This window comes from Tritonibacter scottomollicae (assembly GCF_032924845.1).
In the GTDB taxonomy this organism is placed as follows: Bacteria; Pseudomonadota; Alphaproteobacteria; order Rhodobacterales; family Rhodobacteraceae; genus Epibacterium; species Epibacterium scottomollicae.
The window spans coordinates 2,204,880-2,230,969 of the sequence record NZ_CP136704.1 but is presented as its reverse complement, the minus strand read 5'-3'; the positions used below and the strand labels follow the sequence as shown (position 1 = coordinate 2,230,969).

The following is a 26,090-nucleotide window of genomic DNA, read 5'->3' as shown; positions in this document are numbered from 1 at the left end:
GGTCAGGGCGCGTTCGCGCGCATGTTAGCGAAAACATTTTCCCGCGCCTACCGTTGGGGCAACAAAAAGAACAGGGTCACAGCAGGAATGACGCAGCAGAGCGAGAGTCCGGAGTTTTTTGCCCAGGGCGAGCGAGTCGGAGTGCTGACAGCGCAGCCGCTGGACCGGCTGCTGGACTATCGCGCACCCGAGGGCGGCTGCTTTCTCGGCGCCTTTGTCGAGGTGCCGCTGGGGCCGCGCAAGGTGATCGGAGTGGTCTGGGGGGAGGGCGCGGGCGGATTTGATGCCGCCAAGCTGCGCTCGGTGATCCGGGTGCTGGATCTGGCCCCGATGCGCACCGAGATGCGCGGCTTTCTGGAGCGCGCGGCGCAATATACGCTGACGCCGATGTCGATGATGCTGCGGCTGGGGACCCGCGCGCCGGGGCTGGCGGATCCGCCCTCGATGCGCAAGATCCTGCGAAGAGGCGATCAGGAGCCGGATCGCCTGACGGATGCCCGTGCCAAGGTGCTCGACGTGATGGACGAATATGAGGGCGCGGCCTTCACCGCGTCGGAATTGTCCGGGCTGGCCGGGGTGACCAGTTCGGTGATCAAGGGGCTGGTGAAGCAGGGCGCTATCTGCGAGGAGGAAGCCCCCCGCGACCTGCCGTTCCCGCCGCTGGATCCGGAACTGCCGGGCAAGACCCTCTCGGACGATCAGGCCGCCGCCGCCGCCGCTCTGGAGGCCGGTGTGAACGGGGGGCGCTACGGCACCACATTGCTGAAAGGTGTGACCGGTTCGGGTAAGACCGAAGTCTATCTGGAGGCCGTGGCCGCCTGCTTGCGCAAGGGGCGGCAGGCGCTGGTGCTGCTGCCGGAAATCGCGCTGACGGCGGAGTTTCTCAAACGGGTGGAGGCGCGTTTTGGCGCGGTGCCGGCAGAATGGCATTCCGGCGTCACCATGACCGAACGCCGCCGGGTGTGGCGCATGGTCGGGCAGGGTGCGGCGCAACTGGTGATCGGCGCGCGTTCTTCGCTCTACCTGCCGTTTCGCGACCTTGGCCTGATCATTGTCGATGAGGAGCACGACACCTCCTACAAGCAGGAGGAGGGCGTCCTGTATAACGCGCGCGATCTGGCGGTCTGGCGCGCGTCGCTCTGTCAGGCGCAGGTGGTGCTGGCGTCGGCAACGCCAAGCCTGGAGACCTGGGCCAATGCCGAGGCGGGCAAATACACCCGTCTTGATCTCACGTCGCGTTTTGGCGAGGCGGTGCTGCCGGAAATGCGCGCCGTCGACATGCGCAACGAAGACCTGCTGCCCTCGACCTGGATCTCACCCACCCTGAAGCAGGCGATGAAACTGCGGTTGGAGCGCGGCGAGCAGTCGCTGCTGTTCCTCAACCGCCGTGGCTTTGCGCCGGTGACGATCTGCCGGGCGTGCGGCACCCAGGTGGCCTGCGACAATTGCGATGCGCGCATGGTCGAACACCGCTTCATGAAGCGGTTGATGTGCCACCAGTGCGGCGAAACCAAACCAGTGCCCATCGAATGCCCCTCCTGCAAGGTGGAGGGCAAGATGGCCCCCGTCGGCCCCGGAATCGAGCGGCTGGGTGAAGAAGCGGCGGCGCTGTTTCCCGAGGCACGCATTGCAGTTCTGAGTTCGGATCTGTTTGGCTCGGCCCGAGCGCTGAAGCAGCGGATCGAAGAGATCGCGGCGGGTGAGGCAGACATTATCCTCGGCACCCAGCTGGTGGCCAAGGGGCACAACTTTCCGCTGCTGACACTGGTGGGGGTGATCGACGCCGACCTCGGATTGCAGGGATCGGACCTGCGCGCCGCAGAGCGGACGTTCCAGCTGATGCGGCAGGTGGCGGGTCGTGCGGGCCGGGCCGAGCGCCGGGGTGAGGCCCTGATGCAGAGTTTCCAGCCCGAACATCCGGTGATCCGCGCGATCCTGTCCGGCGACGAAGAGAGCTTTTGGAAGGCGGAGGCCGCGCAGCGGCAGGCGGCGGGGGTGCCGCCATACGGGCGCATGGCGGGGATCATCCTGTCGGGCACCGATCTGGCGCAGGTCTTTGACCTTGGCGGTGCGCTGGCGCGCAATGATGGCCAGCTCCGGCAGGTGGGCGCGCAGCTCTTTGGCCCGGCTCCGGCGCCCATCGCCCGGGTGCGCGGGCGCCACCGGGTGCGCTTGCTGGTCAAGGCCGACAAGGGTGTCCCGCTTCAGGACGCCATCAGCCGCTGGATCGCACCGTTCAAGCTGAAGGGCGATCTGCGTCTGAATGTCGATATCGACCCGCAGAATTTCTTTTGACCACCCCTGCAGCCTCATAAGACACGGCCAGTTGACCCTGCAGGAGCGCAGATAGACCTGTGCATGCAGCGGCATGAGTTGGTACAATTCTTGACTAGCTCTGTCAGGCAAAGCGCTCTAAAGCCGGGGCATGTTTACGCCCATGACCCTCGATCAAGCCCGGTCCCTGCCGTTCTGGCGCCGTCCGATCACGCTGCTGTTTCTCATGGCGATCGCCATGCCCATCGCCTTCAACACTTGGTCGGCGCTGCTGAACAACTTTGTTATTGAGGTGGCGAATTTCGATGGGGCGGACATCGGCCTGTTGCATACCGTGCGCGAGATCCCGGGCTTTCTGGCCTTTCTGGTGATCTTTCTGATCATCTTCATCCGCGAGCAGGTGCTGGGCCTGCTGTCGCTGGCGTTGCTTGGCGTGGCCACGGCGGTCACTGCCTGGTTCCCGACCCTGCAGGGCATCCTGATCATCACCGTGCTCAGCTCCGTCGGCTTCCATTATTTCGAGACCGTGGCCCAGTCGTTGCAGCTGCAATGGCTCACCAAGGAACGCGCGCCGCAGATGCTGGGCTGGCTGGTGGCGACCGGCTCTGCCGCAACCCTGGTGGTCTACGGCATCATCGTGCTGCTGTGGGAACCTCTGAACCTGTCCTACAACGCGGTCTATATGGCGGCTGGCGGCTTCTGCGCCGTGGTGGCGATCTTCTGCCTGTTCGCGGTGCCGCAGTTCGACGGTCCGACGCCGCAGAACAAGAAGATGGTGCTGCGCCGCCGCTACTGGCTCTACTACGCGCTGCAGTTCATGGCCGGCGCGCGGCGGCAGATCTTTGTAGTCTTTGCGGGCTTCATGATGGTGGAGCGCTTCGGCTTTGAGGTTCATCACCTCACGAGCCTCTATCTCATCAATCTGCTGGTAAATATGGTGGCCGCGCCATTGCTGGGCCGAGTGGTGTCGCGGTTTGGCGAACGTCGCACGCTGATTTGTGAGTATGTCGGTCTGACGGTGGTGTTCGCGCTCTATGGTGGCATCTACTGGTTTGGCTGGGGGGTGGTGCTGGCGGCTACGCTCTACGTCGTGGATCATATCCTCTTTGCGCTTGCACTGGCTTTGAAAACCTACTTCCAGAAGATCGCCGATCCGGCTGATATCGCACCCACCGCGGCAGTTGCGTTTACGATCAACCATATCGCGGCGGTGTTCCTGCCGGTGCTGTTGGGCCTGCTCTGGATCGTATCTCCGTTTGCGGTTTTCGGATTGGCCGCCTGTATGGCGCTGATCTCGCTGGCGCTATCCCTGATGATCCCGCGCCATCCTGAGCCGGGGAATGAGACCATTTTCGCCCGTCTGAGAGCGCCCGCGCCTGCGGAATAAGTCTACCAACCGAGCGGCGCGGGCCTGCTGCCCTCTTGACCATATATGCAAGGCTCGCGTAGGCGCTGGACACCCGCGCGCTCGACGCGCCCTTTATTCCACTGCGGAGATCCCAACATGCCCACATTCACCGCGCTCACCACGCTGACCGGAAAAGCTCAGGCCGAGGCATTGGGCGATGCGATGGAGCGTTTGACGCCAGAACCAACCGGCGTTGGTGTGTTCGAGGTCGAGGATGGCTCCGGTCTCTGGGAAGTGGGTGGGTATTTCACCGAAGCCCCCGATGAGGCAGGGCTGGCGCTTTTGGCCACATTGCATGAGGCAAAGCCCTTTGCCGTTTCCGAATTGCCGGAGACGGATTGGGTTGCGCATGTGCGGCGCGAGCTGGCCCCTGTCGAGGCCGGGCGTTTCTTTGTCTATGGCAGCCATGATGCCGACAAGCTACCGGGGGACAAAATCCCGCTGTTGATCGAGGCCGCCATGGCCTTTGGTACTGGACACCATGGGACGACGCTCGGGTGCCTGAAGGCACTGGACCAGCTGCTGGATCAGGGCTTCACCGCGTCCAAAGTGGCCGATATCGGCTGTGGCACCGCCGTATTGGCAATGGCCGCAGCGCGAGTCTGGGCGGATGCGGACATTCTGGCCAGCGATATCGACCAGGTCGCGGTGGATGTTGCAGAGGCCAATATGGAGGCCAACGGCATGAAGGGCGCCGTGAAGTGCCTTGAGGCCGCAGGGTTCGACGCGCCGCCACTCAAGGACGCGTCCCCTTATGATTTGATCTTTGCAAACATCCTCAAAGGGCCGCTGGTGGCGCTCAGCCCCGATATGGCAGCACATCTGCGCGATGGCGGATATGCGATTCTGTCTGGCATTCTGAACGAGCAGGCCGATGATGTGATCGCGGTTTATGCACAGAATGGCGTCAATCTGGTTAATAGGGACGAGATTGGTGAATGGACAACGCTGATTTTGCGCAAGTAAGCTGAGATCGCGGGCAGTTTAATCGACTTTTAGCTATTTGCCCCGTTCTTGCCTCAATTCGCGCGTAGCTTCGAGCAACCCGCTAGTGGGGGCTAGTTCGGAGTGTTCGCTATGAGCGATCAATATGCAGAATTTCAAAGCCGGCTGCGCCGTTTGGACAGGAAAACCCTGAACAAAGGTCATGGCTACACGGCAAAGATCAGGACCGATGGTCTGATCGTTGTTGAGCCGAGAAAAGTCGTGCGCTCACGGATCTCACTGCGCTCACTGTTGCTCTTCTTGGCTGCCGGGCTTTTGTTCAAGGGCTTCTTGATGGCGTCCCTCGGTTTCGCGAGCTACGATCAAAGAGTGTCGCAACTCGCCGAGGGCTCATTCGTCGAGCGAAGTGGCGCTTTTGTCATGCAAAGCGATCCGCTGTCGACAAGAATTGCAGGGCAACTGTTGCCTCTCCTGCGCTGATCCACCCGGTGACGTGACAGCGGTCTTCGGTCAGGAGCCGCGTGTTGCACATTGCTCAGCATCCGTTCCCAACGCATCAACGAGAAACGCCGCGCTTGGGATATCCCAGGCGCGGCGCTCTAATTTGGTCAATTCGTAAGACGACCGTCCAAATCCGTGCGTCTCAGACCAGCGGCGAGTTGGCGTCGATGCTGTCGACATCGCCACGGATCAGGCCGATATCGGCCAGTTCACGGTCGGTCAGGGCGCCAAGTGCCTTGCGGGTCGAGCGGGCGTCGTTCCAGGCCATGACATTGGCGGTGATCGTATGAGCAAGAGCGCCGATACGGCCGATCAGGCCGGTGGTGCCTTGGGCGGTGCGGGTGGTGTCGAATGCAGCCATATCCACGTTCTCTCTGATTGAAGTTCAGGTCTTTCGCGTGATGCGATGAGCGGCAGATAGAGATGACATTTCCATCTCACAAGTGCATTTTTTGCATGCGTCCCATGCGCTTTTTGCATGTCGGAAGCCTATATGAATAAGGGAATTATCAAGGTTTTCGACTTTCGTGCCAAAGGTGTCGCACGTGTATTTCGGTCAGTCGTTTTTGTGCGCAAAATGGTGCAATTTGCGTCTCGCTGGGCATGTGGCGTTGGTGCAGGTAGAACCCGGCGCGATACCCCGGTTCGGGAAAGCGTTTGGCTGTGTTCGCGTTTTGTGCTAGCTCACTTGAAACAATGACCAAACAATCAGGCGTAGATCGGGCAAGCAGATGCGAATACTGGGAATCGATCCGGGGCTCAGAACCCTTGGGTGGGGCGTGATCGAATCAAATGGCGCACGCCTCAGCCACGTCGCCAATGGTCTGTGCCACTCTGACGGTGATGATCTGGGCGAGCGGCTTTTGTCGCTGCACAATCAGATCACCGAGGTGATCGTGGAATATGCGCCGGATCAGGCGGCGATCGAGCAGACTTTCGTGAACAAGGACGGTGCCGGGACGCTGAAACTGGGTCAGGCGCGGGGGGTGGCACTGCTCACGCTCGCAAAGGCAGGATTACCGACGGGTGAATATGCGCCCAACCGTGTGAAAAAGACGGTCGTTGGCGTCGGCCATGCGGAAAAGCAGCAGGTCATGCATATGGTGAAGCTGCAACTGCCCGGCTGTGCCCCCAAAGGCGAGGATGCCGCCGATGCGCTGGCCATCGCCATCTGTCACGCCTACTACGGCGGTACCAACCAGCGGCAATTGAAAGAGGTGCGCGCATGATCGGCAAGTTGACCGGGCGGCTCGATTACAAGGCGCTTGATCATGTGATGATCGACGTCCGTGGCGTGGGCTACATCGTGTATTGCTCTGACCGCACCATGGCGACGCTGCCGTCAGTCGGGGAGGCCGTGCAGCTATATACCGAGCTTCTGGTGCGTGAGGACCTGATGCAGCTGTTCGGGTTCACCTCCTTGGTTGAGAAGGAATGGCATCGTCTTCTGACCTCCGTTCAGGGTGTTGGCGCCAAGGTGTCGCTGGCTATCCTGAGCGCCTTGGGCCCCGATGGCGTGAGCCGCGCCATTGCACTTGGCGATTGGGCCACGGTGAAGGCGGCAAAGGGCGTTGGCCCTAAGACTGCGCAACGCATCGTTCTGGATCTGAAAGACAAGGCTCCATCGGTGATGGCCATGGGGGGAACGGTGACCGACGCATTGAACGGTCCGGAGCTTGACGGGGTGGTCGAGCCATTGGAGGAGGCGCCTGCGAAACCGGCGCGCACTTCAAAGGCAAAGGCGCCCTCGGGGGCAGCAGCGGCCTCAGCTGGCGCATTGTCGGCGTTGGGAAATCTGGGCTATGGGCCATCCGACGCGGCTGCGGCCGTGGCTGAAGCTGCCGCCGGTAATCCCGATGCGGGCGAGGCCGAGCTGATCCGTGCCGCCCTGCGCCTGTTGGCGCCCAAAGGATGATCGGGCGTGTGAGCCGGTTGAGCGTGCCCAAGGTGCGCTCTGCGTGCAAAGGCGTGCAAGGTACGGGTAGGCTGGGCGGGACCGATTTCCAGACGGCCAACTGCATTTGCATGCATGATACATGGATACAGAGATGACCGACGCCGATCCCACCCTGCGGCCTGATCCGCTTCCCGAGGACAATGACCGCGCTTTGCGCCCGCAAGGCTTGGGTGAATTCATCGGCCAGGCGGAGGCGCGCGCGAACCTGCGCATCTTCATCGAGAGTGCGCGCCGTCGTGGCGAGGCAATGGACCACACGCTGTTTCACGGCCCTCCCGGCTTGGGCAAGACCACGCTGGCGCAGATCGTCGCGCGCGAGCTTGGGGTGAATTTTCGCATGACGTCTGGCCCGGTGCTGGCAAAGGCCGGGGATCTGGCCGCGATCCTCACCAATCTGGAGGCGCGCGACGTTCTCTTTATTGATGAAATCCACCGGCTGAACGCGACAGTGGAGGAGGTGCTCTACCCTGCGCTGGAGGATTTTGAACTGGATCTGGTGATCGGCGAAGGGCCCGCCGCGCGCACCGTGCGTATCGAGCTGCAGCCCTTCACGCTGATCGGGGCAACCACCCGGATGGGCTTGTTGACGACACCGCTGCGGGACCGATTCGGCATCCCGACCCGGCTGCAATTCTACACAGTTGATGAGTTGTTCGAAATCGTCAGCCGCAATGCGCGCAAACTTGGCGCGCCCGCAGATGACGAAGGCGCACGCGAGATCGCGCGGCGCGCAAGGGGTACGCCTAGGATCGCGGGGCGGCTCTTGCGCCGCGTCGTGGACTTCGCGGTTGTCGAGGGCGACGGCACCATCACCCGGGAACTGGCGGACAACGCCCTGACGCGGCTGGGGGTGGATCAGCTGGGGCTGGATGGTGCGGACCGCCGCTACTTGCGGCTGGTGGCGGAAAACTACGGCGGTGGACCGGTGGGGATCGAGACAATGTCGGCAGCCCTGAGCGAAAGCCGGGATGCGCTGGAGGAGGTCATCGAGCCCTACCTGTTGCAGCAGGGGCTGATCCAACGCACGCCCCGCGGGCGGATGCTGGCGCAGAAGGCCTGGCAGCATATCGGTCTGACACCGCCGAAGTCGTCCAGCGATCTGTTCGGCTGAGGCCGCGCGCGCCACGTTTGATCAGGTGCAACCGGACCGTCACGCGACTGAGCGCCCCGAGGCAGAGATGTGCAGGGGGGGCAAGGCTGTCTGGCAAATTCGACGCTTGTCTGAAGTCATTGCCGAGACTTGGACGGTGACGACTTCCCACTTGCTGCTCAAACGGCGCGCCCGTACAAAACACGCGACGACATTTGATAAAGACGAGGCCGTGCATGTCCGCACTTCTGTTGCCAGAGGAAATCGAGGCGCTTTTCACCCGCGAGGATGGGTCTTACACCTTTTCCCGCTGGGGTCGCCCAATCACACCCATCGTCTTTGGTGTAACGGATGAAACATTGGCCACCGTGAAGGGCGCGGTCGAGGCCGTGGTCACGCTTGCCGGCCACAAGATGGCAGAAACCGATCCTGAACTGGGCGCGAACCTCATGTTCTTCTTCTTTCGGGACTGGAACGAATTGCTGGAGGTGCCGGACCTTGATCGCATGATCCCCGGTCTCGCACCTCTGGTGAGCCGCCTCTCGGAAGAAGATGCCAGCCAGTATCGCGCGTTCCGGTTCGACGAGGATGGCGGCATTCGGGCGGCCTTTGTGTTCTTGCGGATGCAGGGTGGGATGGCGGAGATGCCGGCCGAGGCGCTGGCGCTGACCCAAGCGGTGCAGGTGATGCTCTTGTGGGGGGATCGCGCCTTTGCCGAGGTCTCACCGCTGGCGGTGCTGCCGGAGAACGGCAATACCATCCTGCGGCCCGAAATTGCAGGGGTGATTGCCGCTGCATATGACCGGATGCTGCCCGTTTCGGCGCAGGATGCCAGCCATGCGCTTCGGCTCTACGCTCGACTGCAGGCGCTGCCCGCGGAGGGCAGCACGACGTGACCCATCGCTTTCCGATCACGGTATATTACGAAGACACCGACATGGGCGGTGTGGTGTATCATGCGAACTTCCTGCGTTTTATCGAGCGCGCTCGCAGTGACTATGTGCGCGCGCTTGGCGTCGATCAGAACGCCATGCGCGATACCGGTATCGTCTGGGTGGTGACCCGAATCGAAGCGGATTACCTGTCACCAGCGCGGTTCGAAGATGAGCTGACTGTCGAGACCCATGTCGAGAAATCGACCTCTGCGCGTCTCACGATGGCGCAGGTGGTGCGACGCGACGGGCGGGAGCTGTTCCGCGCGGTCGTGACGGCCGTGTGTATGGACATGCACAGCGGCAAGCCAGTGCGGCTTCCGGCAGAACTTCGCGCATCTCTGTAACAAACGCCGCTGAGGCCCCTGTTTCCTTGGTAATGCCGCTTGTTTTCCGTTAGCGTCGCCTCAAATTAGGCTGCGCGCCACAAACGACGCGGCAACTGGCGATAGAGCAGGCAGATGGAAGCAGAAACTCTGGCACTGGCACAGGAGATTGATTTCTCCATGTGGGGGCTGTTCGCACGTGCGACGCTCACCGTTAAATTCGTGATGATCATGCTGATCGGGGCCTCGATCTGGTCTTGGGCGATCATCTTGCAGAAATTGATCACCTACCGCGTCGCGCGTCGCGAGGCGCAGATCTTCGAGCGGGCATTCTGGTCGGGCAATCCGCTCGACGAGCTCTACGAGGAGATCGGTCCGGACCCTTCAGGGCATTCGGAGCGGATCTTTGCCTCTGGCATGACGGAATGGCGCCGCAGTCATCGCACCGATGGCGCGTTGATCCCCGGCGCACAGGCGCGCATCGACAGGTCCATGGATGTGGCGATCTCCAAAGAGAGCGAAGGGCTGCAGAGTGGGTTGCAAATTCTGGCAACCATCGGCTCCACGGCGCCATTCATTGGTCTGTTCGGGACAGTCTGGGGCATCATGAACGCCTTCATCGAGATTGCAGAGCAGCAGAATACCAACCTTGCCGTAGTGGCACCCGGGATCGCCGAGGCGCTGCTGGCAACGGGCCTTGGCCTTCTTGCGGCGATCCCCGCCGTCATCTTCTATAACAAGCTTTCGGCGGACTCGGATCGGATCATTGGTGGCTATGAGGCCTTTGCCGATGAATTCGCGACCATCTTTTCACGTCAAATGGACAGCTGACCCATGGGAGCAGCCATTCAACAAAAGGACGGCGGCGGGCGTCGGCGGGGACGGAGGCGTTCTCGCGCACGGCCGATGGCAGAGATCAACGTCACGCCCTTTGTGGACGTGATGCTGGTGCTGCTGATCATCTTCATGGTGGCTGCGCCGTTGATGACGGTTGGCGTGCCAGTCGAGTTGCCCAAAACTGCCGCAGGCGCGCTGCCGGGGGAAGAAGAGGAACCGCTGACGGTGACCATGACCGCTGCCGGCGAAATTCAGATCCAGACCACGCCCGTGGCGCGGGAGGATCTGGTTGCGCGGCTGCGTGCCATTGCATCCGAACGGACGTCGGATCGTGTCTATCTGCGTGCTGACGGCGCTATCGCCTATAGCGATGTGATGCAGGTGATGGGGGCGCTCAATGCGGGTGGCTTTGCCAATGTCGGGTTGGTGACGGATACCGGCGGGCCTGCGCTCGATGGTCGTCCGGCCTCTGCGACCGCCCCGCAGGGCGAGTGATACGGGGGCCAATGTGCAAACCGGCACAAAAATCTCCGTAGCAGGACATGGGATCCTGATAACCTGGGCGCTCGTGGGGGGGTGGTTCAATGCTGAGCCGTTGCCGTTCCAGAGCCAGGATGTTTCGATCATTTCCGCTGAGGAATTTGCGCGGCTGAGCGAACAGCAGGCCGCGCCCGAGGTGGCAGAGGATCCAGTGGCGCCGCAGGTGCCGCCTGAGCCCGAGACGACGCCTGCCATTCCTGAACGCCCGACGCCAGTGCCGGAGACACCTCCCGCGACGCCAGAGCCGATTGAAACACCTGTCGAGGAGGCCGAGCCTGAACCGCCAGCGCCAGAACCGACGCCGGAGGTGCCAAGCATCGTGCCGGATGCGCCCGACGTGCCCGAAATCGTGACCGATCTGCCGCAAACTGCGGAGCCTGAGACTGCGCAGCAGACGGATCGGGTTGCGCCGGAACCTGTCCAGGCGCCGGAACCGGATACGCAAGTCGATGATGTGGCACAGGAAGAGGTTGCGCCGGATGAGGGGGCTGATGCCAACCAGCCGGTGCAGGAGGCCACCGCCCCGGAAGCGGCAAGCGACCGGATCGTGACCGAAGCAGAGGCGGACGACGCAGAGCCGACCGCACCGTTGGCGAGCGTTCGGCCGCTCACACGCCCGGCGCGCCCGAGCCCGGAACCAGAGCAACCGCCGGAAACCCAAACGGCAACAGCCGAAGAAAATTCCGACCCCGCGCCGGAACCAAACCCCGAGGTGGAGAGTTCTGCTGTGGACGACGCTCTTGCAGAGGCCTTGGCAGGGAGCGGAGAAGTCGAAGCACCGGAACCATCCGGCCCGCCGATGACACGAGGAGAAAAAGATGCGCTGCGGATCGCAGTCTCGCAATGCTGGAACGTCGGATCGCTGTCCAGCGAAGCGCTTCGTACCTCAGTCGTTGTGGGCGTCACACTTTCACGCGAGGGAGTTCCAGACATTGGCTCCATTCGCATGCTGTCCAGCTCCGGTGGGTCCGACAGTTCCGCCAAACAGGCCTATGAGGCCGCGCGCCGCGCCATCATCCGCTGCGGATCAAGAGGTTTTGATCTTCCGGCTGACAAATTTGCGCAATGGCGTGATATTGAGATGACATTTAATCCCGAAGGAATGCGGATCAGATGAGAAACGCGATTGCAACAGTACTCCTTGGCCTTGCGATGCTGCTGCCCGTCGGGGCGGTTCAGGCGCAGGATGGGCCGCTCAGGATCGAAATTACAGATGGCGTGATCGAACCGCTCCCCTTTGCGGCGCCGGATTTCATCGCTGACACGCCAGCCGCGTCACAATATGCGGCGGATATCGCCCGGGTGATTGCAGATGACCTAAGAGGCTCCGGCCTGTTCAGAGAGATTCCCAAATCCGCCTATATCTCGCCCTACAGCGATTTTGATGCGGCGGTGAATTTCACCGATTGGAAGGCGATCAACGCGCAGGCGCTGATTACCGGCGCAGTCAGCCTATCCGGTGATCGGATCACTGTTCGTTTCCGCGCCTACGATGTGTTTGCGGGACAAGAGCTGGGGTCCGGACTGCAACTGTCGGGCACCACGGACGGCTGGCGACGCATCGGCCATAAGGTCGCCGATACCATCTACGCGCGTCTGACAGGTGAGGGGGGCTATTTCGACAGTCGCGTCGTGTTTGTCTCAGAGACTGGCCCGAAGGATAACCGCAAGAAGCGGCTGGCGATCATGGATTATGACGGCGCCAACGTGCAGTATCTGACCAATTCCGAATCCATTGTTCTTGCACCGCGTTTCTCTCCCACGGGCGACAGGGTGCTTTATACCAGCTATGAGAGCGGCTTTCCGCAGATCCATGTGCTTGATGTCGGCAAAGTGCAGCGCCGCATCCTGTCGGCGGGAAATGGCACCATGAGCTTCGCACCGCGATTTGCGCCCGACGGTCAGACCATCGTCTATTCCCAGTCCGCTGGCGGCAATACCGATCTGTTCTCGATGGATATCAACTCTGGCAACACGCAGCGTCTCAGCAGCGCACCTTCGATCGAAACGGCACCGTCCTTTTCGCCGGACGGCAGCCAAATCGTCTTCGAAAGTGATCGCTCCGGCACATCGCAGCTTTATGTGATGCCGGCCTCGGGCGGCGAGGCGAAGCGGATCAGCTTCGGGCAGGGGCGTTACGGCACGCCGGTCTGGTCTCCGCGCGGCGACTATGTTGCCTTCACAAAGCAGAATGCCGGGCGTTTCCATATTGGCGTCATGCGCACGGATGGCAGCGAAGAGCGGTTGTTGACCGCGTCCTTCCTCGACGAGGGGCCAACCTGGTCTCCGAACGGGCGGGTGATCATGTTCACCCGCGAAACCCAAGGCGCGAGTGGCCAGGCGCGGCTTTACTCTGTCGATATTTCCGGGCGGAACCTGAAACCCGTACAAACCCCAGACGGCGCGTCGGACCCTTCCTGGTCGCCGTTGCAGAAATGAGAAACCGTCTGATCGGGCGCGGGGGCTTCAAGCCCGTGGCGCGGTCAGGCAGAACATGCTAACACTTCGGCAAGAAATGTCCGATCACACGAGGCGATTTCAGATGAGCGGTATCAACAAAGCTATTCTCTTGGTTGCGGGCCTGGCCCTTGCAGCCTGTTCCGATGCACGTTGGGATGACACCAACGCAGGCAGTGGCGGCGCCGGCCTCGGCGCCGTTGGCAGCACGGCAGACCCGTCCAGCCCCGCCTACTTCCGCGAGGCGATCGGGGATCGCGTGCTGTTCTTGGTGGACCAGTCCAGCATTTCGCCCGAGGGTCGCACCGTGCTGGACGGTCAGGCGCGCTGGCTCAATGCAAACCCTTCATATGTTGTGACCATCGAGGGCCACGCGGACGAGCGCGGCACCCGTGAGTACAACCTTGCACTTGGTGCGCGCCGTGCCAATTCTGCACGCGAATACCTGATTTCCCAAGGCGTCGCGGCCAATCGCATCCAGACCGTATCCTTCGGCAAAGAACGTCCCATCGAGATCTGTTCGGCACAGAGCTGCTACAATCAGAACCGTCGCGCGGTGACCGTGCTGGCGGGCGGCGCAGTGAGCTGACGCGGATGAAGGGCTTGCGGCAGTTTTTCCTCGCAACGGCGCTGATTGCGGTCAGCGCCGTTCCCGGCGTCACACAGGAGCGGGAGCAGACCTTGGCGGATATCCGTCAGGAGCTTACGGTCCTGCATGTGGAAGTACAGCGCCTCAACCGAGAGCTGTCCACCACAGGCGCACCTTCGGCATCTCTCGCAGGAACCTCGGTGCTGGATCGCGTGACCGCGATCGAGGCGGAGTTGCAGCGCCTGACCTCCAAGACCGAAGAGCTGCAGTATCGTGTGCAACGCATCGTGGAAGATGGCACCAACCGGATCGGGGATCTTGAGTTCCGCCTTGTTGAGCTGGAAGGCGGGGATCTCTCCACGCTGGGTGAGACAACGACATTGGGCGGTGAGATCGCCGGCGAAGCAGCGGTTGGGCTGGGCCAGACGCCGGTGCCCGCTGACGGCGATGCCGTCATCGAAGGCGCTGGTGAGCTCGCCATTGGCGAAGAGGCCGACTACAAGGCCGCGATGGGAGATCTGGACGGTCAGAATTATCAAGCTGCCGCCGACAAGTTCGCCACATTCAAGGAGGCCTATCCGGGCAGCCCGCTGACGGCCAAGGTTGATTTTGGTCGGGGCAAGGCGCTGGACGGGCTGGGGGACACCCGAGAGGCCGCACGCGCCTATCTTGCCGCCTTTACCGGTGATACCTCTGGCACGATCGCGCCTGAAGCGCTGTTCGAACTCGGGGCCGCGCTGGGGCGTCTGGGGCAGGTCGATCAAGCCTGCATCACCCTTGCGGAGGTTGCAGTTCGCTTTCCAAATGATCCCGCAGTGACCGCTGCAGAGGCGGAGCGGTCCACGCTGGCGTGCTCCTGATCCCAACAGAAGAGGCCTTGATCACAGAGATCGGGGCCCGCCTCGGAACCCTACCAGAGAAATTGGGCGTTGCCGTCTCAGGCGGCAGCGATTCAATGGCGCTCCTGCATTTGCTCAACGCAATGTCTCGGACCAGTGAGACGGAGGTGTACGTGGCCACCGTCGACCACGGTTTGCGCCGCGAATCACGCCAGGAAGCCGAATGCGTCGCAGCCCGCGCGGCCGAACTTGGTCTTCAGCATGACATATTGACATGGCACTCCCCTGCCGAGAGCGGAAATCTGCAAGGTGAAGCCCGTGCGGCGAGATACCGTTTGCTTGCTCAGTGGGCCAAAGCGCGCGGTCTTCAGGCGGTGGCGGTCGGGCATACGGCGGATGATCAGGCTGAAACCCTGGTGATGCGTCTGCGCCGCGCGTCGGGGGTGACCGGCCTGTCGGGTATGTCGGTCCGGCACCTGCGAGACGGTATCGAGCTGCTTCGTCCTTTGCTGCGCGTGCACCGAAAGGACTTGCGCAGCTATCTGACGGATCGAAGCATTCCCTGGATCGACGACCCTTCAAACAATGATATGCGGTTCGAACGGGTGCGGGTGCGCGAGGCGCTGACGGCGTTGGAGCCGCTCGGACTGACCATTGATGCGCTGACCGCCGTTGCGGACAATATGCGGATGGCGGACGCGGCGCTGAATCACGCCATGCGAGTTGCGGCGGCAGAGCTGGGACAGGTTCGATTGGGGGCGGTAGTGCTTGATCGTGCAGGGTTTCATGATCTTCAGGACGAGGTCGCACGGCGGCTGCTGGTCTCAGCGATCACTTACGTCAGTGGTGCTGACTACCCGCCGCGGCGGGCGCCCTTGTTGGATGCGTGCCATGCGCTTCGAGAGGGGCGTGGTCTCACGCTGCAGGGGTGTCAGCTCTTGGTGAAATCCGACCGAATCTGGGTGTGTCGGGAATATGAGGCCGTGCGCGAGACATGCATCGAACATGTCTCTGAGCAGCGCAGCGATGTGGTGTGGGACAATGCCTGGAAAATGAGCGTCCCCCCCAACATTCCTCACGACACAAAACTGCGCGCACTTGGTGACGATGGGCTTCGTTTGATGGAAGATTGGCGCCGTCATGCGGTGCCCCGAGAGGTCTTAAAACCTTTGCCTGCCGTCTGGCAGGGAGGCGAATTGATCGCTGTTCCGCCCCTAGAGCAATCGTCCGCCTGGTCAACTGCGGCAATGCGACTGTCGGAGACTTGGGCGACGCGGTCGTTATCGCATTGAACCTCACCAAATCATCCTTATTTTAGGTGCAACTGATGGTCGTCGCGTGCTAGAGCCGTGGCGTCCTTGGAATTCTTGGGAGAGCCATTTTGGGCAACGCACGCAATATCGCCTTCTGGGTAGTTCTGTTCCTGCTCGTCGTGACCCTGTTCAATTTGTTCAGCGGGTCCGGCAGCACACTTCAGAGCCGCGAGAAGACTTATTCGGAATTTGTGACCGCCGTTGACAACGGTCAGGTCAGTACCGTGACGCTGGATGGCGAGCAGGTCCGCTACACCACCTCTGACGGTCAGAGCTATACGACGATCAAACCGGGCGATGCCGAAGTCACCCAAATGCTGATCGCCAAAGACATCCCCATCCGCGCGGAAAAGCAGCAGCAGTCGACATTCCAGTCCTTCCTGCTGACCCTTCTGCCGTTCCTGCTGTTGATCGGTGTCTGGATCTATTTCATGAACCGCATGCAGGGCGGTGGCAAAGGCGGCGCCATGGGCTTTGGCAAGTCCAAGGCCAAGATGCTCACCGAAAAGCATGGCCGCGTGACCTTTGACGACGTCGCGGGCATCGACGAGGCCAAGGAAGAGCTGGAAGAGATCGTGGAATTCCTGCGCAACCCGCAGAAGTTCTCTCGTCTTGGTGGCAAGATCCCCAAAGGTGCGTTGCTGGTGGGCCCTCCGGGCACGGGTAAAACGCTTCTGGCGCGCGCCATCGCGGGCGAGGCGGGTGTGCCCTTCTTCACCATTTCCGGGTCCGACTTTGTCGAGATGTTCGTAGGCGTCGGTGCCAGCCGCGTGCGCGACATGTTCGAACAGGCGAAGAAGAACGCGCCCTGTATCGTCTTTATCGACGAGATCGACGCCGTGGGCCGTCATCGTGGTGCCGGCTATGGCGGTGGCAACGACGAGCGTGAACAGACACTCAACCAGCTTCTGGTGGAGATGGACGGCTTTGAGGCCAACGAGGGCGTGATCATTCTGGCGGCGACAAACCGCAAGGACGTGCTTGACCCGGCGCTGCTGCGTCCTGGCCGCTTTGACCGCAACGTGACCGTCAGCAACCCTGACATCAAAGGCCGCGAGAAGATCCTCGGCGTGCACGCCCGCAAGACTCCGCTGGGCGCTGACGTGGATCTGCGCATCATCGCGCGTGGTACGCCCGGGTTCTCCGGTGCCGATCTGGCGAACCTTGTGAACGAGGCGGCGTTGATGGCCGCGCGTGTGGGACGCCGCTTTGTCACCATGGAAGATTTCGAGAACGCGAAAGACAAGGTGATGATGGGGGCGGAGCGCCGCTCCATGGTGCTGACCGCCGATCAGAAAGAGAAAACAGCCTATCACGAGGCGGGCCACGCTGTGGTCGGTCTGATGCTGCCCGAATGTGACCCGGTCTATAAGGCCACCATCATTCCTCGTGGCGGCGCGCTCGGCATGGTTGTTTCACTGCCAGAGATGGATCGGCTGAACTGGCACAAGGATGAATGCCAACAGAAGCTGACAATGACCATGGCTGGCAAGGCTGCAGAGATTATCAAATACGGCGAGGGCCACGTGTCCAACGGTCCGGCAGGTGATATCCAACAGGCCAGCCAGCTCGCGCGTGCGATGGTGCTGCGCTGGGGCATGTCCGACAAGGTCGGCAATATCGACTACGCCGAAGCGCATGAGGGCTATTCCGGCAATACCGGTGGGTTCTCCGTCTCTGCCAACACCAAAGAGCTGATCGAAGAGGAAGTGCGCACCTTCATCGAAAACGCCTATCAGCAGGCCTATCAGATCCTGCAGGATAAAAAGGTGGAGTGGGAGCGTCTTGCTGAAGGTCTTCTGGAGTACGAGACCCTGACAGGCGAAGAGATCAAGCGCGTCATGAACGGCGAGCCGCCGCAGGTCGACGATGATGCAGACGACGACGCGGATTCCGGCGCGACCTCGATCACTGCGATCCCGAAAGCAAAGTCGAAGAAATCGCCGCCGGACGGCGATATGGAACCCGAACCTTCGGCCTGATAGGGCCCAGGCGTTCCGCCACGTTCTTACAGTTGAAGAAAAGCCGCAGCATCTCTCTGCGGCTTTTTTAATTTATGTATCAAAGGATTGGGCGACGCTCCGGCCGTGTCGTAAAAATGTCATGTCCCCCTTGATCGCACTTGCCCGCGTTCAGATATAGGCAGCATCTGTCACCACCCCGGGAGCCGTCGTGCGTATTCCTTTCACTGATCTGTCGCCCGCTCCCCTCATGCCTGAAGCGGGTATATTCGCGCCGCGCATTCCTGCGCCGCTGGTTTTTGCGGCTCTGGCGACCCTCTGCGGTGGCTTTGCGGTCTGGGTTGCGCAGGTCTACTACAGCCCTCTCAGCGCCGCTCTGCACGAGGGGGGACCGGTCGAGGTGGCCTCCGCCGTGCTTTGGGGCCTATGCGCGATCATGGTGATCTATTTCGCGCCGGGACGCGTGTTTGGATCGCAATGGCAGATACTCGCGCTGTTCCTGTTGCTGTTCAGTCGGGAGATGGATTTCGACAAACGCTTTCTCGACGAGGGTATCCTGCAACTGCGGCTGTACTCTGGCGACGCGCCATATTGGCAAAAGATCGTGGGACTTGTGGTGATCCTGATGGTGCTGGCCGTAGCTTGGCGCCTGTGCAGGCGCAATCTGCCGGTGCTCTGGGCTGAGGTCCGGCACGGGGCAGCTTGGGCCTGGTGCAGCTGCGGCGCGCTGGGGCTTTTGGTCGTCGCCAAGAGCCTGGATGGCATCGGTCGCAAACTGGCCGATTTTGGTCTGACACTGGATCCACAAACGGTGGCTACCGCCATGATATATGAAGAGCTGTTCGAATTGTTTGCCGTGGTCGTGATCGTCTGGGCAATCAGTTTGCTTGAGGCACGTGTGCGCCGGGATCATCTGGCCGGATCGCACTTGTGACCGAGGTGTGATCGGCTAGACTGCGCGCTCCCTTCCAGCGCAGAAAGTCGATGACATGCCTGTCCTTACAGAAACCGAATTCAGTGGCGAAATCACTTGGCTTGGCATGGTGCCGGCCGACAGCGGCATCCAGGCCGAGGCGTGTGAGGCGCTCGAGTTGGGGTTTCACGGGATCACCGGCGCACGGCATGAGGGCACAGAGCGCGCCTCCTGTGTGCGGGTAAAGAACCTCTACGAGACGGGCACCCAAATTCGCAACGTGCGTCAGATGACCATCCTGTCGGAAGAAGAGCTGGCGCTTATCGCGGCTGATATGGGGCTGGATCGGGTTGATCCACGCCATCTTGGTGCGACCATGGTGGTCCGTGGTATTCCCGATTTTACATTCGTTCCCCCGTCTGCGCGCCTGCAGGGGGCGGAAGGGGTGACCCTGACCGTCGATATGGAGAATCGCCCCTGCATCTTGCCGGGACGCGAGATCGAGAAGGATCACGCGGGCTATGGTCCAAAGTTCAAGACGGCGGCGGCCAACAGGCGGGGAATCACCGCTTGGGTGGAACGTCCGGGGCAGGTCAGGCTGGGCGACATTTTGCGCCTCTATGTGCCCGCTCAACGCGGCTGGGGTGGTGCGCACTGAGCTATGCGTGGAAGAATATTCTGCCTCAGGGCCTGATCGCGGGCCTTCGAATGCCGCTGACGACGTTCTGAAGCGCAATTATGTCGGAAACTAGGGGCGCGTGTTTTTCATGACGGGATAAGCGTAGGGAAGTACCGGTGCCCGTTGCCGGCCCCTGCCAACTCGACACTTAGGAACCAGGCCATGAGCTACAAGAGTGACATTGAAATCGCCCGCGAGGCGAACAAGCTCCCGATCCAGGAGGTCGGCGCCAAACTGGGCATGAAGAACGAAGATCTGCTGCCTTACGGCCACGACAAGGCCAAGGTGAGCCAGGAGTTCATCAACTCCGTGCAGGGCCGCGAAGACGGCAAGCTGGTCCTGGTGACCGCGATCAACCCGACACCCGCGGGCGAAGGCAAGACCACCACCACAGTGGGTCTGGGCGATGGCCTGAACCGTATCGGCAAGAACGCGATGGTCTGCATCCGCGAAGCCTCCCTCGGCCCGAACTTCGGTATGAAGGGTGGCGCTGCTGGCGGTGGTCACGCACAGGTCGTGCCGATGGAGGAGATGAACCTCCACTTCACCGGCGACTTCCACGCCATCACCTCTGCCCATTCGCTGCTGTCGGCCATGATCGACAACCACATCTACTGGGGCAACGAGTTGGACATCGACATTCGCCGCGTCGCATGGCGTCGTGTGGTCGACATGAACGACCGTGCCCTGCGTCAGATCACGGCTTCCCTCGGTGGCGTGTCCAACGGCTTCCCGCGCGAGACCGGCTTTGACATCACGGTGGCGTCCGAAGTCATGGCGATCCTCTGCCTTGCAGACGATCTCAAGGATCTGGAAAAGCGTCTCGGCGACATCATCGTGGCCTATCGCCGCGACAAGACCGCCGTCTACTGCCGCGACATCAAGGCCGAAGGCGCGATGACCGTGCTGCTGAAGGATGCCATGCAGCCGAACCTCGTGCAGACGCTGGAAAACAACCCGGCCTTCGTGCATGGCGGCCCGTTTGCCAACATCGCTCACGGCTGTAACTCGGTGATCGCGACCAAGACTGCGTTGAAAGTCGCCGACTTTGTTGTCACCGAAGCGGGCTTTGGTGCTGACCTTGGCGCCGAGAAGTTCATGAACATCAAATGCCGCAAGGCTGGTCTTGCGCCCTCCGCTGTGGTGATCGTGGCCACCGTGCGTGCGATGAAGATGAACGGCGGCGTTGCCAAGGCCGACCTTGGTGCCGAAAATGTCGAAGCGGTGCAGAACGGCTGCGCCAACCTCGGTCGTCACATCGAGAACGTGAAATCCTTCGGCGTGCCGGCGGTTGTGGCAATCAACCACTTCGTCACCGACACCGAGGCGGAAATCAACGCGGTCAAGGAATATGTCGCCACCCACGGTGTTGACGCGGTCCTGTCGCGCCATTGGGAACTGGGCTCCGAAGGTTCCGCACCGCTGGCGGAGAAAGTGGTTGAACTGGTTGAAGGTGGCTCCGCGAACTTCGGTCCGCTCTACCCCGACGAGATGCCGCTGTTCGAGAAGATCGAAACCATCGCAAAGCGCATCTACCGCGCCGACGAGGTTCTGGCCGACCAGAAGATCCGCAACCAGCTGAAAGAATGGGAAGATGCGGGCTACGGTCATCTGCCGGTCTGCATGGCGAAGACCCAGTACTCCTTCTCCACCGATCCCAACCTGCGCGGCGCGCCAACCGGCCACTCCGTGCCGGTACGCGAAGTGCGCCTCTCGGCGGGTGCCGGTTTCATCGTGGTTGTCTGCGGTGAGATCATGACCATGCCGGGTCTGCCGCGCACGCCAGCGTCGGAAAGCATCCGCCTGAACGAAGAAGGTCTGATCGAAGGCTTGTTCTAAGGCCCGAAATAGGCAATCTGCGGCCCGGGGAGGTTCCCCGGGCCGTAGGAGTTTGAAACAGATGACCGACCGCAAACCGCCGCAAGACTGTGCCGACATGTCCGAACTGCGTCAGGCGATCGATGCGATCGACGTGGAACTGGTGAAGCTGCTTCGGGATCGCGTGGCCTATATTGATCGCGCTGTGACCTTGAAGCAGGCCAACGGATGGCCGGCACGGATCGAGTCCCGGGTGGAGGAGGTCATCGCCAATGCGTGCCGGACGGCCGAGGCCGAGGGGCTGGACCCCAATCTGGTCGAAGGCATCTGGCGCGATATGGTGGATTGGTCGATTTCGCGCGAGGCGCGAGACATCCCGGAGACTTGAGCCGCGCCCCCGCCGGGGTGTGCACCGAGACAAGGAATAAAGCGATGGCAGCAAAAATCATTGACGGCAAGGCCTTTGCGGCCCGGGTCCGTGGCCAGGTGGCCGAACATGTGGCGCGTCTGAAGGCAGAGCACGACATCACCCCCGGTCTGGCGGTGGTTCTGGTGGGGGAAGATCCCGCGTCCCAGGTCTATGTGCGCTCCAAGGGCAAGCAGACCACCGAGGTTGGTATGAATTCCTACGAGCATAAGCTCGATGTGGACACCTCCGAGGCGGATCTGCTGGCTCTGATCGACAAGTTGAACAATGATCCCGCCGTGCACGGCATCCTGGTGCAGCTGCCGCTGCCGAAGCATCTGGACGAGGATCTGGTGATCAACTCGATCGCGCCGGCTAAGGATGTGGACGGGTTTCACATCTCCAACGTGGGCCTGCTGGGAACCGGGCAGAAATCCATGGTGCCCTGCACGCCGCTGGGCTGCCTGATGATGCTGCGTGACCATCACGGCTCGATCTCTGGCATGGATGCGGTGGTGATCGGTCGCTCCAACATCGTCGGCAAGCCGATGGCGCAGCTTTTGCTGGGCGACAGCTGCACCGTGACCATTGCCCATTCGCGCACCAAGGACCTGCCGGATGTGGTGCGCCGCGCCGATATCGTTGTGGCCGCCGTGGGGCGCCCCGAAATGGTGCCGGGCGACTGGATCAAGGAAGGTGCCACCGTAATCGACGTCGGTATCAACCGGATCGATGCGCCAGAGAAGGGCGAGGGCAAAACCCGTCTTGTTGGTGATGTGCATTACGAGAGTGCGGCCGCGCGTGCCGGTGCGATTACGCCGGTGCCCGGCGGGGTGGGTCCGATGACCATCGCCTGCCTGCTGGCCAATACCGTGACCGCCTGCTGCCGGGCCAACAACCTAGCCGAGCCCGAGGGGCTGACCGCCTGAAGCGACGCTGCTGCGTCGCGGCCTCCGGCGGAGGTATTTTTGAAAAGATGAAGGAACGGCGTGCCCGATCAGGCGCGCCGTTCTTGCGTTAGCGGGGCATCGGGCAGGGCAGGGCCCGCGCGCCGGTCAGAATGGCCAGGGCCTGTTTGTCCATCAGCGCGGTGAGCGCCGCGTCGGTGCTGCGCAGCCCGCCGGTATAGGTGCCGAAGGCCGGCATGATCAGGCGGCTCTTGTCCAGCAGGAAGGCCGGGCGTGACTGACCGCGCAGTCGGGCCTTGGGGTGGTAGTGGCCACTGATTTCGCCGACTGCATCTGGTGACGCGATATGGCGGAAGGCCAGCGCTCCGAGTCGGAGCTCCGCCACGGGGTCGCCCCCCAGTGTGGGGGGCGCGGGATCGTGGTTGCCTTCGACCCAGATCCAGTGCCGCCCCTGCATCAGGGCCTGCAGCCGTGCCCTGTCGGATGTGGTCAGACTGCTTGCGGCAATATCATCGTCAAACGTGTCGCCGAGGCAGATGACTCGCGTGGGGGACAGGGCTGCAATCAATGTTTCCAACCGGTCCAGCGTATCGCGGGTCTCGTAGGGCGGCAGAGAGACGCCGGTGCGGCGCGCGACACGTTCGGATTTTCCCAGATGCAGGTCGGAGACCACCAATGTCGTCTCAGCCCCCCACCAGAGCGCGCGAGCGGCGAGCGCGGTCAAACGGGCACCGCGAAAGGTGAAGTCAAAGCCTATGGGAGTGGCATTCAGCACGAGTTCAGGGGATGACGTCATTGCGCCAGATCCACAAGACCGGCTGTCTGCATCAGTGCCTCGGCCTCTTGCGCCATCAGGCGTTCAATCCCTGTGCCCTTGATCGGGATCTTGCCGACTTCCAGCAGCAGCGGGGCCGCCAGTGGGGATATCCGCGACAGCCGCACCAGATCGACGCGATCACCGACGCGGGACATCATCTCCTCGATACGGCCAAAGTCGACGAGGCCACGCAGCGCCTCTTCGCGGGTGATGTCCAGCAGCAGGTGATCGGGGTCATATTTGCGCAACGTGTCATACAGGATATCGGAGGAAAACGTCGCCTGACGGCCCGATTTGCGCTGCCCCGGCGTGTTGCGCTCAATCAGCCCGGCTATGGTTGCGGCGGACCGAAAGGCGCGTTTCATCACCGCATTCTCGGCGAGCCAGCCCTCTAACCCGTCACGCAGGGCGTCAAGGTCGAACAGCGCATGCGGATCAGTGACCCGCTCCAGCCCCCAGATCAGCGTCGCATAGTCGGTCGCAACAAAACCCAGCGGGTCGAGCCCCAGCTCCTCCATCCGTTTGGTCAGCAACAGGCCCAGCGTCTGTTGCGCATTGCGGCCCGCAAACCCATAGGCGCAGATGTGTTCGCGCCCGTCGTGGGGGAAGCTCTCGACCAGCAAGCGACCGGCGCGCGGCATGTGCGAGACCCGGCGTTGAAGCGCCAGCCAGTCGGCGGTGTGGTTGGGCAGCTCCGGCCAGTGCTCCTGGTTCAGAATGCGCAAGATTCGGTCCGAGAGCTGGGTGGAGGTGGCGAATTTCGTGCCGTTGAACGTGGCAACCTTGGGCTTTTTCGCCGCATTCCGGGTGACCTCCACGGTCATGTCGCGCAGGCCTTCGTAGCGCACGATCTGGCCGGCGATCAGGAAGGTATCTCCGGCGGTGAGCGTGGCGGCAAATCCCTCTTCGATCTCGCCCAGCGGCTTGCCGCCGCGGCTACGACGCAGGCGCACCTTGAGCGTGTCGGTGTCCTGAATAGTGCCGAGATTCATGCGGATGCGCGCCGTCGCGCGGGGATCGCGCAATTGCCACAGCCCATCAGGGCGTTGCAACAATCGCTGCCACTGGTCGTAGGCGCGCAAGGCATAGCCACCGGTGGCACAAAATTCGAGACAGGCGTCGAAAGCGGCGCGAGAGAGTGCAGCATAGGCGCCTGCGCCGGTAACTTCGGCATAAAGGTCATCGGCGGAAAACGGTCCGGCGCAGGCGGCGATCAGGACGTGTTGGCACAGAACGTCTCGCGGACCGGGGGGCAGGGGATCTCCGTCGAGCTCGCCCGCACGTGCGGCCTCCAGTGCCGCGCGGCATTCGACCACCTCGAACCGGTTTGCGGGCACCAGCAAGGCCTTCGAGGGGGCGTTGTAGCGGTGATTTGCGCGGCCGATCCGCTGTACCAGCCGCTTGACGTTCTTGGGGGCACCGATCTGTATCACCAGATCCACATCGCCCCAGTCGATGCCGAGGTCGAGCGACCCTGTACAGACCACCGCGCGCAATTCTCCACGCACCATGGCACCCTCGACCCGTTCGCGCTGAACCCGGTCGAGTGAGCCGTGGTGAATGCCGATGGGCAGTCCCTCGTCATTGGCAAGCCACAGGTTGTGAAAGAAGATTTCTGCCTGCGCACGGGTGTTGTGAAAGATCAGTGTGGTGGTGTGTTGGCGGATCTGGTCGAGCACGGCGGGAATGGAATACGCCGCACCGCCGCCCGCCCAGGGAGGGGCATCGGAGACCTCCAGCATGCGAATATCAGGCGCGGGGCCGGGATCCGCCATCAGGATCGGGCAGGGGTCTGGATGGCGCGCCAGTCGGTTTGCGATCGCCGCCGGGTCATCCACCGTGGCCGACAGTCCGACGCGGCGCAGATCGGGGCAGAGCGCCTGCAGACGGCTCAGCGCCAGCATCAGCTGATCGCCGCGCTTGCTTTCGGCCAGCGCATGTACCTCGTCCACGATGACCCGCTGCAATCCTTTGAAGGTGCGCGCGGCATCCTCATAGGACACCATCAGCGCGAGGCTTTCCGGCGTGGTCAGCAGGATATGTGGCGGGTCGGCCCGCTGGCGCCGCTTGCGTGAGGAGGGCGTGTCGCCGGTGCGGTCCTCGATGCGGATCGGCAGGCCTATCTCCGCGACCGGACCGGTGAGGTTGCGCTTGATATCCGCCGCCAGCGCTTTGAGAGGGGAAACATATAGCGTGTGCAGCCCCGCGTGACTGCCATCGGCCAGCTCTGCCAGCGTGGGCAGGAACCCGGCCATGGTCTTGCCGCCACCGGTCGGGGCAATGAGCAGGGTGGCGGGCGCGTCCTTGCGCGCCAGCATGTCCTGCTGGTGCGGGTGGAGCGACCAGCTTCGGGTCGCGAACCAGGATAGAATCTGTTGTGGTAGATCGTGCATGTTCCCCATTTAGTCCAATCATGCGGTGCAGCAACAGAGTAAATGGAGAAAGGAGGCACTACCGTCCTCTGACGGACCGGCTGGCGCTACGCTCCGGCAGCTGTTTCCCGCCGTCGCGGCATGCTCCGGCACCGTGCCGTGGCGCGGTGCCCGGCCCAACGGGAGCGGATCAGATATGATCCGGCGA

25 protein-coding genes are annotated in these 26,090 nt (G+C 62.1%); 22 read left to right on the top strand and 3 right to left on the bottom strand.

Annotated elements, in window-relative coordinates; genetic code table 11:
- Positions 1-87 precede the first annotated feature (87 nt).
- The 4 genes from R1T40_RS11320 to R1T40_RS11305 all read left to right on the top strand — a co-directional run bounded on the left by R1T40_RS11320 (position 88) and on the right by R1T40_RS11305 (position 5,107).
- Positions 88-2,295: a primosomal protein N' gene (locus tag R1T40_RS11320; protein WP_317384168.1), complete on the top strand. Its 2,208-nt coding sequence runs from the start codon at positions 88-90 to the stop codon at positions 2,293-2,295.
- Between the two features lie 130 nt (positions 2,296-2,425).
- On the top strand, positions 2,426-3,661 hold the full coding sequence (locus R1T40_RS11315) for an MFS transporter (RefSeq protein WP_317384167.1): 1,236 nt from the start codon (positions 2,426-2,428) through the stop codon (positions 3,659-3,661).
- Between the two features lie 117 nt (positions 3,662-3,778).
- A complete protein-coding gene (locus R1T40_RS11310; protein WP_317384166.1) occupies positions 3,779-4,648 on the top strand; it encodes a 50S ribosomal protein L11 methyltransferase in 870 nt (289 codons plus the stop codon).
- Positions 4,649-4,759: 111 nt separating this feature from the next.
- Positions 4,760-5,107 carry a hypothetical protein gene (locus R1T40_RS11305; protein WP_317384165.1) on the top strand — a complete coding sequence of 116 codons (348 nt, stop codon included), beginning with the start codon at positions 4,760-4,762 and terminating at the stop codon, positions 5,105-5,107.
- 163 nt (positions 5,108-5,270) lie between these two features.
- On the opposite strand, the gene R1T40_RS11300 is transcribed toward R1T40_RS11305, so the two are convergent.
- Positions 5,271-5,489, bottom strand: a complete 219-nt coding sequence (locus tag R1T40_RS11300) for a DUF1127 domain-containing protein (RefSeq protein WP_106162045.1) — start codon at positions 5,487-5,489, stop codon at positions 5,271-5,273.
- A 370-nt stretch (positions 5,490-5,859) separates the two neighbouring features.
- Here R1T40_RS11300 and ruvC point away from each other — a divergent pair, with 370 nt between their 5' ends.
- The 18 genes from ruvC to folD all read left to right on the top strand — a co-directional run bounded on the left by ruvC (position 5,860) and on the right by folD (position 22,714).
- Entirely contained in the window at positions 5,860-6,357 is a 498-nt protein-coding gene (gene ruvC, locus R1T40_RS11295; RefSeq protein ID WP_106162046.1) for a crossover junction endodeoxyribonuclease RuvC, read from the top strand.
- Positions 6,354-7,043 (top strand): Holliday junction branch migration protein RuvA, encoded by a 690-nt coding sequence (gene ruvA, locus R1T40_RS11290; protein ID WP_317384164.1) that lies wholly within the window; start codon positions 6,354-6,356, stop codon positions 7,041-7,043. The genes ruvC and ruvA overlap by 4 nt, the downstream gene beginning before the upstream one ends.
- Before the next feature lie 133 nt (positions 7,044-7,176).
- A complete protein-coding gene (ruvB, locus tag R1T40_RS11285; protein ID WP_106162319.1) occupies positions 7,177-8,196 on the top strand; it encodes a Holliday junction branch migration DNA helicase RuvB in 1,020 nt (339 codons plus the stop codon).
- Between the two features lie 215 nt (positions 8,197-8,411).
- On the top strand, positions 8,412-9,071 hold the full coding sequence (locus tag R1T40_RS11280; protein ID WP_317384163.1) for a hypothetical protein: 660 nt from the start codon (positions 8,412-8,414) through the stop codon (positions 9,069-9,071).
- The gene (gene ybgC / locus R1T40_RS11275) at positions 9,068-9,454 is read left to right on the top strand and encodes a tol-pal system-associated acyl-CoA thioesterase (protein ID WP_106162049.1); all 387 of its coding nucleotides are present in this window, start codon (positions 9,068-9,070) and stop codon (positions 9,452-9,454) included. The genes R1T40_RS11280 and ybgC overlap by 4 nt, the downstream gene beginning before the upstream one ends.
- Before the next feature lie 114 nt (positions 9,455-9,568).
- Complete coding sequence (gene tolQ, locus R1T40_RS11270) at positions 9,569-10,264, top strand: protein TolQ (protein WP_106162050.1); 696 nt, start codon at positions 9,569-9,571, stop codon at positions 10,262-10,264.
- 3 nt (positions 10,265-10,267) lie between these two features.
- Positions 10,268-10,765 carry a protein TolR gene (tolR, locus tag R1T40_RS11265; RefSeq protein ID WP_317384162.1) on the top strand — a complete coding sequence of 166 codons (498 nt, stop codon included), beginning with the start codon at positions 10,268-10,270 and terminating at the stop codon, positions 10,763-10,765.
- A 13-nt stretch (positions 10,766-10,778) separates the two neighbouring features.
- Positions 10,779-11,927 (top strand): energy transducer TonB, encoded by a 1,149-nt coding sequence (locus R1T40_RS11260; RefSeq protein WP_317384161.1) that lies wholly within the window; start codon positions 10,779-10,781, stop codon positions 11,925-11,927.
- Entirely contained in the window at positions 11,924-13,249 is a 1,326-nt protein-coding gene (gene tolB / locus R1T40_RS11255; protein WP_106162053.1) for a Tol-Pal system beta propeller repeat protein TolB, read from the top strand. The genes R1T40_RS11260 and tolB overlap by 4 nt, the downstream gene beginning before the upstream one ends.
- Positions 13,250-13,352: 103 nt before the next feature.
- On the top strand, positions 13,353-13,856 hold the full coding sequence (pal, locus tag R1T40_RS11250) for a peptidoglycan-associated lipoprotein Pal (RefSeq protein ID WP_317384160.1): 504 nt from the start codon (positions 13,353-13,355) through the stop codon (positions 13,854-13,856).
- Positions 13,857-13,861: 5 nt separating this feature from the next.
- Positions 13,862-14,716 carry a tetratricopeptide repeat protein gene (locus R1T40_RS11245; RefSeq protein WP_317384159.1) on the top strand — a complete coding sequence of 285 codons (855 nt, stop codon included), beginning with the start codon at positions 13,862-13,864 and terminating at the stop codon, positions 14,714-14,716.
- On the top strand, positions 14,707-15,987 hold the full coding sequence (gene tilS / locus R1T40_RS11240; RefSeq protein WP_317384158.1) for a tRNA lysidine(34) synthetase TilS: 1,281 nt from the start codon (positions 14,707-14,709) through the stop codon (positions 15,985-15,987). The genes R1T40_RS11245 and tilS overlap by 10 nt, the downstream gene beginning before the upstream one ends.
- Positions 15,988-16,076: 89 nt before the next feature.
- Positions 16,077-17,990 carry an ATP-dependent zinc metalloprotease FtsH gene (ftsH, locus tag R1T40_RS11235; protein ID WP_106162057.1) on the top strand — a complete coding sequence of 638 codons (1,914 nt, stop codon included), beginning with the start codon at positions 16,077-16,079 and terminating at the stop codon, positions 17,988-17,990.
- 190 nt (positions 17,991-18,180) lie between these two features.
- Entirely contained in the window at positions 18,181-18,903 is a 723-nt protein-coding gene (locus R1T40_RS11230; RefSeq protein WP_317384157.1) for a hypothetical protein, read from the top strand.
- Positions 18,904-18,958: 55 nt separating this feature from the next.
- Complete coding sequence (locus R1T40_RS11225) at positions 18,959-19,540, top strand: MOSC domain-containing protein (RefSeq protein ID WP_317384156.1); 582 nt, start codon at positions 18,959-18,961, stop codon at positions 19,538-19,540.
- 183 nt (positions 19,541-19,723) lie between these two features.
- The gene (locus R1T40_RS11220) at positions 19,724-21,400 is read left to right on the top strand and encodes a formate--tetrahydrofolate ligase (RefSeq protein WP_106162060.1); all 1,677 of its coding nucleotides are present in this window, start codon (positions 19,724-19,726) and stop codon (positions 21,398-21,400) included.
- Positions 21,401-21,461: 61 nt separating this feature from the next.
- Complete coding sequence (locus R1T40_RS11215; protein ID WP_317384155.1) at positions 21,462-21,767, top strand: chorismate mutase; 306 nt, start codon at positions 21,462-21,464, stop codon at positions 21,765-21,767.
- Between the two features lie 44 nt (positions 21,768-21,811).
- A complete protein-coding gene (gene folD / locus R1T40_RS11210; RefSeq protein WP_317384154.1) occupies positions 21,812-22,714 on the top strand; it encodes a bifunctional methylenetetrahydrofolate dehydrogenase/methenyltetrahydrofolate cyclohydrolase FolD in 903 nt (300 codons plus the stop codon).
- Positions 22,715-22,802: 88 nt separating this feature from the next.
- Here the strand turns inward: folD and pdeM are convergent, their stop codons facing one another.
- Complete coding sequence (gene pdeM, locus R1T40_RS11205) at positions 22,803-23,489, bottom strand: ligase-associated DNA damage response endonuclease PdeM (RefSeq protein WP_317384153.1); 687 nt, start codon at positions 23,487-23,489, stop codon at positions 22,803-22,805.
- On the bottom strand, positions 23,486-25,903 hold the full coding sequence (locus tag R1T40_RS11200) for a ligase-associated DNA damage response DEXH box helicase (RefSeq protein ID WP_317386975.1): 2,418 nt from the start codon (positions 25,901-25,903) through the stop codon (positions 23,486-23,488). Before R1T40_RS11200 ends, pdeM begins: the two co-directional genes overlap by 4 nt.
- Between the last annotated feature and the right edge of the window lie 187 nt (positions 25,904-26,090).